This is a genomic window from Mesorhizobium sp. M4A.F.Ca.ET.020.02.1.1, assembly GCF_004022645.1.
Taxonomy (GTDB): domain Bacteria; phylum Pseudomonadota; class Alphaproteobacteria; order Rhizobiales; family Rhizobiaceae; genus Mesorhizobium.
Genome location: NZ_RZOI01000113.1, coordinates 1 through 11,600 on the forward strand (window position 1 = coordinate 1; position 11,600 = coordinate 11,600).

Here is an 11,600-nt window from a genome sequence, read left to right on the forward strand (position 1 = left end):
GCCTCATAGAATGGTTGGCAGCGCGCTTGTCGCCGCCACCCATTCGAACACGGCGAGGCAATCCTCGAAGGCGGCGGGATGCAGATGCTCCGGCGCCAGGCGGTAATCGGCCGACAGAATCTCGGAGCCGGTGGCTGCGCAGAACTCGGCGCAGATGTCGTCATGGCTGTCGAGGTCGCCGAGCACGAAGCCGCCGCCGTGATAGTAGACGACGATCGCCCGCGACGCCTTGCCGGCCAAACGGTAGCGCCGGATCGCGATGTCGCGGCCGTCGGCGGCGACCACGCCGTCACTCACCGTGACATCAGCCGGACGGCCTGGATGGAAGGCCCGGCACATCGCGTTGTAGACCGCCCGTTGCTCCGCGATCGGCCGCGCCACGATCGCGGGCGGGAACCAGGCATTGACCTGGTCGATATAGTCCCACAGCTCCGGGTCGAGCAGGGTGGCGTATTTCCCCCACCTGGCCGCTTCGATCTGGTTCGTGCCCATCGGCTTGCAGTCAGAGCTCGTCGTAGAGCCGGGCCGCATTGTCGTAGGTGAAGCGCAGCGGCACCGAGCCCTCGACCTGCCACGCATCGACCGTGTCGCCCGCCAGCAGCCGGCAGGCATCGAGCGTGCCGGTGACGGCGCCGCCATAGAGCCGGTTGGCGAGATTGAGGATGGCGGTCTGGTGCATGGCCGCGCTGCCGCTGCCGCAGGCATCCTTGACCAGCAGCACGCGGAAACCAAGCGCCACCGCATCTTTCACCGTGGCGTCGATGCAGGCCTCGGTCCAGACGCCGGCAATCACCAGCCATTCGATGCCCGCCGTCTTCAGCCGGTCGGCGAAGGCGCCGTTGCCGAAGGCGCTGGCCTCGGTCTTGACCAGCATCGTCTCGCCCTCGGCCGGCGCCACTTCCGCGCAGATCGCCGTCAGCGGATCGTCCTTGTCCGAGAAGGCCGACTTGCCGCTGGCGTCCACCGGATGGAACGGCCGCGCCTCGGCAAGGTCGACGATGTAGGCGAAGTGGTAGAGCGGCACGAAATTGCGCCGCGCCGCCGCCTGCAGCCGCTGCACGTTGGCGAGGATGTCGCCGAACCTGTCGACCAGATAGCGTTCGTCCTTGCGATGCTCCTCCTGGAGATCGATGAACACTGCGGCCACCTTGCCGCGCCGGATGGAGATCGGGCTTTTCATGCGGATTCTCGCGCTTCGTCATTCAAGGGCGAAGCAGCCGCGAAGCGGCATTGCGAAGACCCTGGAATCCATGCCGTTACCTCTAGCGAAAAATGCAGCGGAACAGAATTCTGCACCGATGCAACGCTCCGAAGTAACGGCATGGATCCTAGGGTCTGCGCCGCGTCGCTTCGCTCCTTGCTTCGCCCTAGGATGACGACGTCACATTTGCTGCGGCCAATCTCGAAGGCCTGCGATAGCGTATGGGCGGCGCCAACAGAGCGTATCGGCATCAAATCGCTCATTCCAAGAACTCGTCCTCATACGGAAACCGCGACAGCAACTCCGTCCCGGTCTCGGTGATCAGGATCTCGTCCTCGAGCTTGACGCCTTCGCGGCCGCCTTTCTCGCCGATATAGCTTTCGACGCTGACCACCATGCCGGGCACGATGATGCCGTCACGGCCGTATGTCTCGTAATCCATCGCGTGGGCGATGAACGGCGTCTCGCCATGCATGCCGACGCCATGCATGACCGAGGTGTAGCGCTGGTCGACGAAGCGGTCCGGGATCTTCCAGGCCTTTTCGGCGATCTCGCGAAAAGCCATGCCGGGCTTCACGATGCCGATGTTGTGCTGCACCTGGTCGTGCGCCATGCGGTAGAGCGATTTCTGGTAGGCGGTCGGCTTGCCCGGCCCGCAGCGGAAGGTGCGCGAGAAATCGGAATAATAGCCGTAGCAGCCGATCGTGTCGGTATCGAGCGCGACCAGCTCGCCCGGCCTTATCTTGCGGCCGCTCGCCTCGCTGAACCATGGATTGGTGCGCTGTCCGGAGGTGAGCAGCCGCGTCTCGATGAACTCGCCGCCCTGGCGGATCACCTCGCCATACATGATGGCGAACAGCTCGTTTTCGGAGACGCCCGGTTTGATCGCTTCGCGCACTGCGGAGACAGCCGCTTCGGCCCCGGCCATCGAGGCCTGCAGGCACTTCACTTCCTCCGGCGTCTTGACTGCGCGTACCGCCAGGATCTCGCCCTGGCAATCGCGGACCTCGCAGCCGCGCTTTTCCAGCGCCAGCGCCTGCAGATGGCTGCAGCGGTCGAGGCCGATCTTCATAGAGCCGCCGCCATGCTCCTTCAGAAGCTCGGTGATTTCGTCGGCGAACGGACCGGCCGTCTCGTCGTCGCGGCCGGAGACGGATGACCACACCAGCTTCGAGGGTCGCGCTTCGTCGATCGTGTCGAGCACCATCGAGACATGGTAGCTCTGCGGATATTCGAACAGCACGACCGGCCCTTCGGTCGGGATGAAGAAATAGCGGGTCGAGTTGCGCAGGAAATAGCCGAACATGTTGCGCGAGCCGGTGGCGTAGCGCTGGTTGTAGGGATCGAACAAAACGACCGCGCCATAGCCCGCCTCGCGCATCCAGCCGCGCAGTTTTTTGAGCCGGCCCTTGCGCAGCGCGTCCGCATCGATGAAGGACGGCTCGGTGTCGGACAACCACATGCCGCCGGCGGGATCGGCCGCGGCCGGATGGCGCATGCGGTCCTTGAAATCCACATCCTCGGTGCTGTCGGGGTCGAAAACGACGATGCTCATGGCGGTGCCTCCTAATGCGGAGAACATGGGCTATGCGTTGCACGAAGTGTGTGCGGATTCCCGCAAATGTCGTGCCGGATGCCGCAGGCGTGGCGGATGGGAAACGATAGCACCGTGATCCTTTCGCGCCCCCTCGGTCCCGCCAGCGTCTCACCATTTCAGCACAAGCGAAGAAGCTACTGCCTTCGCATCGCCTTCGGCGCGTGCCCGTGCTCCTCGCGAAACGCCCGCGCAAAACTCGACATCGACGCAAACCCACACGCCAGCGCGACATCGCGCACCATAAGTGTCGAATGCGCCAGCAGGTCGGCCGCCCGTTTCAGCCGCAGCCGCCGGTAATAGCCATTGGGCGAGATATCCAGCTCGGCGCGGAAATTGCGCTCGAGTTTGTCCGGGGAAACGCCGAGCCTTGTCGCCAGCTCCGCCATGCCGAGCCGCTCCTCGACCGCATCCTCCATGATGGCGATGGCCGACAGCACCAGCTCGTTCTGCACGCCGGTGCGCAGCCTGAGCGGCATCAGCTTGCGATCGACGCTCGATCGCAAAGGACTGTGCACGAACCATTCGGCGACGCCCGCCGCGAGCTCGGCGCCATAGTCGCCGGTGATGATCTCTAGCATCATGTCGAGGCTGCCGACGCCGCCGGCCGAGGTGAAACGCTTGCGGTCGATGACGAAGAGATCGCGCCTGAGCTCGATGTCCGGGAAAGCCTCGGTGAAGGCGGCCTGGCTGGTCCAGTGCAGGGTGCAGGCATGGCCGTCGAGCAGGCCGGCGCGGGCGAGGAAGAACGCTGCATCCGCCACCGCGCCGATATGCGCGCCGCCGCGCAGGCTCTTGCGGATCCAGCTCACCGCCTCTTCGGCGACGAGATGGTCGGCATCGCCGCCCGAACAGACGACGATGCGGTCGACCTTCGGCGCGTCGGAGGCGGAAAAGCCGGGCTGGATGACGACGCCGTTCGAAGCCTCGACCGTGCCCTCATCGGCGCCGACGATCACCCAGCGGTAGCATTCGCGCCTGGCAAGCACATTGGCCGCGCGCAGCGGTTCGATCAGCGACGAGAACGCCATCATCGGAAAGCCAGGGAAGACCAGCACGGCGAAGGCGAGGGGGGCTTCGCCCGCCGCCGGCTGCGCGCGGTCGCGTTTGCGGTTGGCGGAATTGGAAGTCACGATGCTCTTTCCTGAGGCGGCTGGAACTGTAGCGGGTGGCCCGGCCGGCTGGCAACGGGGACGCCGGTCAACCAGCCGTTCACCAAGCAAGATAGGCAAACCTTAAGCGGAAATTGCGAGACTTGACGCAAGGTCAAGGTGATGAAACGCCGGAGGCTTTCCGATGGAACTGAACTACGACTTCGAATTCCAGTCGATTTTTCCGAAGGCCGTCTGGCTCGTTCCCGAGTGCAAGCGTTTGCTGGACGAGGTTGGTATCGCCCATAACGTCCAGGGAAACCATGTCCCGGCCTTTGTCGATCCCGCGACCATCGTCGCCCTTCGGCGCGAGCCCGACAAGATCAGGACGATGATGCTGGAGGCCGGCTGGCGCCTGCTGCCCTATGAGGGCGAAGCCTCGCCGGAAAAGGCGCAGTTCCTGATCCCGCAATTGCTGGAGATCCATGCCAAGGCTGAAAGCCGCGCCTGTGATGCCCACGCCGCCAAATATGCGGTCTTTGATCTCTTCGGCTTCACTAAGAAGCTGACCATGGGCGAGCTCATCGGCGCCGACGGCAGCCCGACCTGTTCGGAACTGACCCGGCATCGAATGCAGGGCGCGCGGCCGGCATCCGGCTTCGAGATCTACAAGGCGCTGATGGCGATGGCGGGCGACGAGAGAAATCATCCCACCGCCGAGCTCGCCGCGCCGCCGCCGCCAGTCAAGCCGGCCGCACCGACGTCCGGCCCGTTTGCGCGCGTCGCCCGCGTGTTTGGACGCCGGCAAAACTGACACGTGTCCGAAATCGCGGCGGAATTCATGATAGTCTCGCCGCTCGCTTGGTGGCAGAGAGAGCCGAGCGGGCTCTTCTGCGCCCTGGCAACGGAGGCATGGCGATGTTTGCGGCAAAGACCATCGAGAGCACGGACAAGGCGGCCTTCTACAATGAACTCGCCGCGCAGCTGAAGGCGTTGCTCGACGGCGAGCGCGACTCGATCGCCAACGCAGCCAACACCTCGGCGCTGATCTACCAGATGGTGCCCGACCTCAACTGGGCCGGCTTCTACTTCCTGCAATCGGATGAAGAGCTAGTGCTCGGACCCTTCCAGGGCAAGCCGGCCTGCGTACGCATCGCCGTGGGCAAGGGCGTGTGCGGCACGGCGGTTGATTTGGGCATGTCGATGCTGGTCAAGGACGTCCACGATTTTGCCGGCCACATCGCCTGCGACGCGGATTCGCGCTCGGAACTGGTGGTGCTGCTCAGGGACAATGACGGCGTCTTCGGCGTGCTTGACCTCGACAGCCCGCTGCCCGGCCGCTTCGACAAGGACGACCAGGCCGGCATCGAGAAGCTGGCCGCGATCTTTGTCGCGGCAAGCTCCTTCGAGGATAAGGGCATTGATATTCAGATGAGGCCGGCCTGACCTGAATCTCAACATGCCCACTAGGCGAACTTCACCAGCGTCAGACTAAACGCTGCGATGAACAGGAAGGCCGAGAAGGCCAAGACGAGTGGGCGCAGGCCGCGCGAGCGGAGCTGCGAGATGTCGGCCTGGAGGCCCATGGCGGCGAGCCCCATGGTCAGCATGATCTGGGTGGCCAAAGCAATCGCCGAATGCACTGCGGCCGGCATGGCGACCAGGCTGTTCAGCCCCACCACCGCGACGAAGGCGACGACGAACCACGGCATCGGCGGCTTCGCGGCCGAGCTGTCGGCGTTGCCGCGGCGTGCCATCAGGCCGAGCGTGATCACCATCGGCGCCAGCATGGCGACGCGCGTCAGCTTGGCGACGGTCGCCGTCTCGCCGGCCTGGGCGCCGTCCTGGAAGCCGGCGCCGATAACTTGCGCCACCTCATGGATTGACGCGCCGGCCCACAAGCCGAAAGCGTGCTGGTCGAGGCCGAGCACCGGCGCCAGCAGCGGGAAGCCGAGCATGGCGACGGTGCCGAACAGCGTGATCGCGGCAACCGCGTAGGTGACGTCCTCGTCGCGCGCCTCGGTGACGATGTTGGTGGCGACGATCGCCGAGGCGCCGCAGATCGAGGTGCCGGCGGCGATCAGTTGCGCCAGCTTGCGGTCGACGCCGATCAGCCGGCCGAGCGTGATTGTGAAGACGAAGGTGGCGCCGAGTGTGGCCGCAATGATGCCGACGCCGCCAATGCCGATCGCCGCGACCTGGCCGAGCGTCAGCTGGAAGCCGAGCAGCACGATGGCGAAGCGCAGCAGCCGGCGCTGCGCAAAGGCGATGCCGGCCTTGGCATGGGCGGGCGTGCCGAGCACGTTGGAATAGATCATGCCGGCCACCACGGCGAGGATCATCGGGCTGAGCAGGGCAAAGCCGGAGACATTGCGCGCCGAATAGGCGACGCTGGTGATCATCGCCGCCAGCACAAGCCCCGGGACGACGCCGGACGAGATCGAAGTCAGGGCAGAGCTACTGCCGGTGGAGGTCAGGCCGTTTGGAAGATTGTTCGCGGTGGCGGGCAGGACGGGCAAAGGGGTTCTCCAGGCGCCTTCGTCGTGGGAATGCCATTCCGAAACCAATCTTTCCAACGAATTGTTTGAGTTATAATGATCGAGTTTTCCGAACGATTGAGCACGGTCCTGTCTTAATAGACGTCGTTTTCCCGAAACCGCCGCATTGTCTTGGGCGGTATCGATGGCGAATTCCACACGCTGGCTCAATCACCGCCGCTTGCGTTTGACAGGGCGGCTGCCGCATCGTTATTTCTGGCCGTATACGACGATCACTCGCCACAAGCGAAGCCCGCTGGCCCACAGGGAGCGAAAAGCATGTCTCACAATCTGCAGTTCTACATCGACGGCGCCTGGGTCGATCCGGTGGTGCCCAATAATCTCGATGTCATCGATCCGTCCACCGAGGACGCCTTCGCGCAGATTTCGCTCGGCACCAAGGCCGATGTCGACAAGGCGGTAGCCGCCGCCAGGCGCGCCTTCAACAGCTTCGGCTTCACCTCGGTTGAGGAGCGCCTCGATATCCTCAACCGCGTCATCGAGGTCTACAAGAAGCGCAGCAAGGACCTGGCGCTGGCAATCTCGCGCGAGATGGGCGCGCCGCGCCAGATGGCGCTGGACAGCCAGGTTGGCGTCGGCCAGGCGCATCTGGAGAAGATGGCCGAGGTGCTGAAGAGTTTTCAGTTCCGCCACGTGAAAGGCTCCTCGCTCATCGTCAAGGAGCCGATCGGCGTCGTCGGCCTGATCACGCCATGGAACTGGCCGCTCAACCAGATCACCTGCAAGGTCGGCCCGGCGCTCGCCGCCGGCTGCACCATGGTGCTGAAGCCGTCGGAGATCGCGCCGCTCGACGCCATCATCTTCGCCGAGATCATCGACGAGGCCGGCGTGCTGAAGGGCGTCTTCAATCTCGTCAACGGCGATGGCCCGACCGTCGGCCAGGCGCTGGCCAGCCATCCCGATGTCGACATGATGTCGTTCACCGGCTCGACCCGCGCCGGCATCCTGGTCGCCAAGGCCGCCGCCGACACGGTCAAGCGCGTGCATCAGGAGCTCGGCGGCAAGTCGGCCAACATCCTGTTCCCCGATGTCGATCTCGAAAGGGCCGTCACCAAGGGCGTCGCCGGCTGCTTCGGCAACAGCGGCCAGTCCTGCAACGCGCCGACCCGCATGTTCGTGCCGCGCGACCGTCACGACGAGGCGGCCGCCTATGCTAAAACGGCGGCGGAAAAATTCACCGTCGGCCCGGCCGACGCGCCCGGTTCAAAACTCGGCCCGGTGGTCAGCCAGCTGCAGTTCGACAAGATCCAAGGGTTGATCCAGAGCGGCATCGACGAAGGCGCGACGCTTGTCGCCGGCGGCCGCGGCCGCCCGGCCGAGCTCAACCGCGGCTACTATGTCCGCCCGACCGTCTTCGCCGACGTCATCCACGACATGCGCATCGCCACCGAGGAAATCTTCGGGCCGGTGCTGGCGATCATGCCCTACGACACGGTCGAGCAGGCGGTCGAGCAGGCCAACGACACCGTCTTCGGCCTTGCCTCCTACATCCAGGCCAAGGACATCGAGAAGGCGCGCCAGGTCGCCGCCCGCATGCGCTCCGGCAACGTCTACATCAACTACCCGACCTGGGACGCCGGCCTGCCCTTCGGCGGCTATAAGCAGTCCGGCAACGGCCGGGAGTATGCCGAGTATGGGCTTGAGGATTTTCTCGAGATCAAGGGCATCGCGGGGTACGAGGCGGCGGAGTAGGGTTCGCTTGATCGGCGACGCCGCAACGGCCCGGGTGCAATCTAAGAAAGGCGTGGTATTGGCCCCGTTCTTTTCATTCGCTGCAGTCGACTGTTTACTGCCGCCGTCCTCCCGCGCCTTTGTCTCACTTATCCCGAATGCACGAGGGTAAACCGCCCCTTCCATAAATATGCAAATATTCTTGGGGGCAGTAGTCTATCCACGAGGCCGGCTCTTGCTCGTTCTCGGAGGTTCCAGCATCCTGTTCGGCTGGGGGCCTGGCGAATGTCAATTGAAATCGCGGAAGAGGTCAATCTAAGCTCGCCAAGTGCGGAGAGCGACAATGAGGAGCTTAACATTGACCGTTTCGCGCTCTCGTCATTTCGTCACATCGCTGACCAAGACTATATCAGTGCGCGTCTCAGCCACCGTGCTCGGTTGTTTCCGCAGTTCCTCTGGCAAAGCCAGCAGTGCCTAGAAAAGTATGCAAAATTTCTGCTGCTCCTGCATCGAGTAAAGGCAAGAAGGATTGGACATAGCCTGGAACGAGCATTTGCGCTTCTGGACGCAAGATTGCCCTTTCCAATCCAACTATCCGATGGCACCAGACGCTTCGTTGTCTATATCGATAATATTGGCCGCTGGCGCTACCTTGAAGGTTCCCAATTTGTCACCGGGGATGAGCTGCATAGACTCGATCGTGCTGTTTGGGAGCTCCGCAGATACTGTCAACGGAGACTAGCTCGCAGCCCATCTGGCGAGGCTACACCTGCACAGCGCCAACCTTGGTTGAAAGAAGTCGCAGATGCGGAGGCGAATCGCCAAGCGTTTCGGCTTAGTTCAGGATTTATCGAGCGCATACTCGACGACGAAAAACACCCGGCCCGCTCTGGCTTGGTTTGGAAGAATCTCTGCTTTGGCAAGCGCAAGCGGGACCGGATCTTCAAAGTTCCCATGCCGGTAAATTTTACCAACTCGGCCCTTTGGCTCTATCCGGAAATTATTGATCGAGTCGAACAATACGTTCATGTGCCGAAGGAAATTGCCGCAGCCTGCCGTGAGGCGATTAGTGAGCGCGCAGCGCAAGGGCAATTGACCACAAACCAAACATGAAGATGGCCAAGCCTACTAAACGTCCCATCGACCGAAAACGAGAGTCTGGTTTTTCGATGTCCTTTGGCGAGAAGGATGACGGGACAGCTGTTCTTGATGCGATCCCAATTTCTGATGCGGCCTATATTGTAACACAAAAGGCCATCTACGTGGTCAAGCTTGCCGATCAGATTGACCCAGATCGAACAAACATAAATATCCCAAACACTCAGCAATTGTTTGCCCCCGCCGGGTCGGAATCCGACATCGTGGCTCTGACCCTTTTGTCAGCCGGGCAGCTTTTCACAAAAGCATATTTTCCCGACGCAAAAGTTCGAGACGCAGTCATTTCGATTGCCGCTGATATCATGATCGAGCTGCTTGCGGCGCAGGAAATCCTAGAGCAATTGGTAGCAGCAGAAGACAAGCAAATTGAAGCGGTAAAGGCGGCAAACGACTCCACCAGGTTACCAGCTGTTCCGGACGTTATTGCTCGAGCAAAGACTTTCATCCAGAAGTCAGAGCATGCGCTACAGGCCATATTTCGCCTCCCGACCCTATTCTATGGCCGGCAGATGAAGGCCGCTGGAATGTGGCCTGATGCGTTCACTAAGGCGCTTGAGGGAGAATTCGACGCAAACGATATGATAGTAGGGTTTGCGAGAGAGATTGCCGAATTTGCGCGTCAGCTCCGCAACATACGTCATTGCGTTGAGCATCCGAAGGTCGATCAGCGGATCGTTGTGCGCGATTTTCATCTGCACACAGACGGCACAATCAGCCGTCCGACGATTGAGGTTGTTAATTCCAAGACACCGCTCGACGAAGGCGACTTGACCACGTTCATGTCAGTTTGGATTGCTAGCTTGGCGAACATTACTGAGTCGATGCTTTTGCATCTTGCCGGAAAAAATCACGCCGCGTTGGGCAATTTTCCGGTCGGCGTCGGAATAATTCCGGAGGACCAAAGACGCATGCCAAAAGTCCGGGCCGGATATCTGATAAACATCGGGGGCAACTGGCAACGGCTGGGGTAGACGCGGGGAAGGCTCTTTGATGGCGATGGTACCCCTTTTGCTACCGCCTCCATCCCGCATTGCACAATCCCCCCGCTTCGACATATTGAAGCCATGGTCCGTTCCTCGCTCGCCGTCCTTGTGATCGACGAAAACCGCATCCGCGCCTCGATTATTGAGGCCGGGTTGCGAGAGGCCGGGCATGAGCGGGTGACGGTCATCCATGACGTCGCCGGCATCGCGCGGCGCATTGCCGAGATCGAGCCGGACGTCATCGTCATCGACCTCGAGAATCCCAACCGCGACATGCTCGAGAACATGTTCCAGCTGTCGCGCGCGGTGAAGCGGCCGATCGCCATGTTCGTCGACCGCTCCGACCAGGCCTCGATCGAGGCGGCGGTGGAGGCTGGCGTCTCGGCCTATGTCGTCGATGGCTTGCGGCAGGAGCGCGTCAAGCCGATCCTCGACATGGCGGTGAGCCGCTTCAACGCCTTTTCGCGCATGGCGCGCGAACTGGAGGAGGCGCGCAGCGAACTGGAGAGCCGCAAGGTCATCGACCGCGCCAAGGGCATTTTGATGAAATCGCGCGGTCTCTCCGAAGAGGCGGCCTACGCGCTGCTGCGCAAGACGGCGATGAACCAGAACCGCAAGATCAGCGATATCGCCCAGAGCCTGGTGACCGCCGCCGGGCTGCTCGGGCCGCTGGAGGACGAATGAGCATGGCCGCTGCGCACCAGGTCACCGCCGGCTTCATGCCGCTCTTCGACAGCGCCGTGCTGGTCGCCGCCGGCGAGCTGGGCTTTGCCGCGCGCGAGGGCGTCGAGCTCGTCCTGCACCGCGAAACCTCATGGGCCAACATCCGCGACCGCATCGCCATCGGCCATTTCGACGTCGCTCACATGCTGGGGCCGATGCCGCTCGCCTGCAGCCTCGGCCTCACGCCCATCGCCTCCGAGACGATCGTGCCGTTCTCGCTCAGCCTCGGCGGCAACTGCGTCACCGTCTCCAACGCGGTGTGGGGCGGCATGGCGGCGCATGGCGCGGAACCCGATCTCGATCCCGCGCGGGCAGGGGCCGCTCTTGGCGCGCTGATCCGCGAGCGGGCGACTGCGGGCCGCGAGCCGCTGCGTTTCGCCGTCGTGCATCCGCATTCCGGGCACAATTACGAGCTGCGCTACTGGCTCGCCGCCTGCGGCATCGATCCCGAGCGCGAGATCGAGATCGTCATCGTGCCGCCGCCCTTCATGGCCGATGCGCTGGCCGCCGGCCGCATCGATGGCTACTGCGTCGGCGAGCCCTGGAACAGTGCCGCGGTCGCCGCCGGCACCGGCCATATCGTCACCGTCAAGGCGCTGCTCTGGCGCAACAGTCCGGAGA

12 protein-coding genes are annotated in these 11,600 nt (G+C 62.9%); 7 read left to right on the top strand and 5 right to left on the bottom strand.

Annotated features, from left to right (window positions below):
• Positions 1-3: 3 nt before the first annotated feature.
• The 4 genes from EN742_RS10415 to EN742_RS10430 form a co-directional block, all read right to left on the bottom strand.
• A complete protein-coding gene (locus tag EN742_RS10415; protein ID WP_128332775.1) occupies positions 4-492 on the bottom strand; it encodes an alpha/beta hydrolase in 489 nt (162 codons plus the stop codon).
• A 10-nt stretch (positions 493-502) separates the two neighbouring features.
• Positions 503-1,180, bottom strand: coding sequence for an isochorismatase family protein (locus tag EN742_RS10420; protein WP_128332776.1), 678 nt, complete (start codon positions 1,178-1,180; stop codon positions 503-505).
• Positions 1,181-1,460: 280 nt separating this feature from the next.
• The gene (locus tag EN742_RS10425) at positions 1,461-2,756 is read right to left on the bottom strand and encodes a Xaa-Pro peptidase family protein (RefSeq protein WP_128332777.1); all 1,296 of its coding nucleotides are present in this window, start codon (positions 2,754-2,756) and stop codon (positions 1,461-1,463) included.
• A 176-nt stretch (positions 2,757-2,932) separates the two neighbouring features.
• Entirely contained in the window at positions 2,933-3,829 is an 897-nt protein-coding gene (locus tag EN742_RS10430; RefSeq protein ID WP_245492290.1) for a GlxA family transcriptional regulator, read from the bottom strand.
• Between the two features lie 262 nt (positions 3,830-4,091).
• Between EN742_RS10430 and EN742_RS10435 the strand changes: the two genes are divergently transcribed.
• Together EN742_RS10435 and EN742_RS10440 are read left to right on the top strand one after the other, a co-directional pair.
• Positions 4,092-4,700: a hypothetical protein gene (locus tag EN742_RS10435; protein WP_128332779.1), complete on the top strand. Its 609-nt coding sequence runs from the start codon at positions 4,092-4,094 to the stop codon at positions 4,698-4,700.
• Between the two features lie 104 nt (positions 4,701-4,804).
• Positions 4,805-5,332 (top strand): GAF domain-containing protein, encoded by a 528-nt coding sequence (locus tag EN742_RS10440; RefSeq protein ID WP_127406156.1) that lies wholly within the window; start codon positions 4,805-4,807, stop codon positions 5,330-5,332.
• 20 nt (positions 5,333-5,352) lie between these two features.
• On the opposite strand, the gene EN742_RS10445 is transcribed toward EN742_RS10440, so the two are convergent.
• The gene (locus EN742_RS10445; protein WP_245482352.1) at positions 5,353-6,363 is read right to left on the bottom strand and encodes a YeiH family protein; all 1,011 of its coding nucleotides are present in this window, start codon (positions 6,361-6,363) and stop codon (positions 5,353-5,355) included.
• Positions 6,364-6,702: 339 nt separating this feature from the next.
• On the opposite strand from EN742_RS10445, the gene EN742_RS10450 reads away from it, so the two are divergent.
• The 5 genes from EN742_RS10450 to EN742_RS10470 all read left to right on the top strand — a co-directional run.
• On the top strand, positions 6,703-8,136 hold the full coding sequence (locus tag EN742_RS10450) for an aldehyde dehydrogenase family protein (protein WP_127406155.1): 1,434 nt from the start codon (positions 6,703-6,705) through the stop codon (positions 8,134-8,136).
• 264 nt (positions 8,137-8,400) lie between these two features.
• The gene (locus EN742_RS10455; RefSeq protein ID WP_127406154.1) at positions 8,401-9,228 is read left to right on the top strand and encodes a HEPN domain-containing protein; all 828 of its coding nucleotides are present in this window, start codon (positions 8,401-8,403) and stop codon (positions 9,226-9,228) included.
• Positions 9,225-10,244, top strand: coding sequence for a hypothetical protein (locus EN742_RS10460; RefSeq protein WP_127406153.1), 1,020 nt, complete (start codon positions 9,225-9,227; stop codon positions 10,242-10,244). Before EN742_RS10455 ends, EN742_RS10460 begins: the two co-directional genes overlap by 4 nt.
• A 93-nt stretch (positions 10,245-10,337) precedes the next feature.
• Positions 10,338-10,940: an ANTAR domain-containing response regulator gene (locus EN742_RS10465; protein ID WP_127406152.1), complete on the top strand. Its 603-nt coding sequence runs from the start codon at positions 10,338-10,340 to the stop codon at positions 10,938-10,940.
• A 2-nt stretch (positions 10,941-10,942) separates the two neighbouring features.
• A partial coding sequence (locus EN742_RS10470; RefSeq protein WP_189375260.1) for a CmpA/NrtA family ABC transporter substrate-binding protein occupies positions 10,943-11,600 on the top strand: 658 nt, incomplete at its 3' end.

Bases quoted from the DNA above. Each gene is read 5' to 3' on its own strand.
- EN742_RS10415 (WP_128332775.1), bottom strand. From the start codon at position 492: ATGGGCACGAACCAGATCGAAGCGGCCAGGTGGGGGAAATACGCCACC.
- EN742_RS10420 (WP_128332776.1), bottom strand. From the start codon at position 1,180: ATGAAAAGCCCGATCTCCATCCGGCGCGGCAAGGTGGCCGCAGTGTTC.
- EN742_RS10425 (WP_128332777.1), bottom strand. From the start codon at position 2,756: ATGAGCATCGTCGTTTTCGACCCCGACAGCACCGAGGATGTGGATTTC.
- EN742_RS10430 (WP_245492290.1), bottom strand. From the start codon at position 3,829: ATGATGGCGTTCTCGTCGCTGATCGAACCGCTGCGCGCGGCCAATGTG.
- EN742_RS10435 (WP_128332779.1), top strand. From the start codon at position 4,092: ATGGAACTGAACTACGACTTCGAATTCCAGTCGATTTTTCCGAAGGCC.
- EN742_RS10440 (WP_127406156.1), top strand. From the start codon at position 4,805: ATGTTTGCGGCAAAGACCATCGAGAGCACGGACAAGGCGGCCTTCTAC.
- EN742_RS10450 (WP_127406155.1), top strand. From the start codon at position 6,703: ATGTCTCACAATCTGCAGTTCTACATCGACGGCGCCTGGGTCGATCCG.
- EN742_RS10455 (WP_127406154.1), top strand. From the start codon at position 8,401: ATGTCAATTGAAATCGCGGAAGAGGTCAATCTAAGCTCGCCAAGTGCG.
- EN742_RS10460 (WP_127406153.1), top strand. From the start codon at position 9,225: ATGAAGATGGCCAAGCCTACTAAACGTCCCATCGACCGAAAACGAGAG.
- EN742_RS10465 (WP_127406152.1), top strand. From the start codon at position 10,338: ATGGTCCGTTCCTCGCTCGCCGTCCTTGTGATCGACGAAAACCGCATC.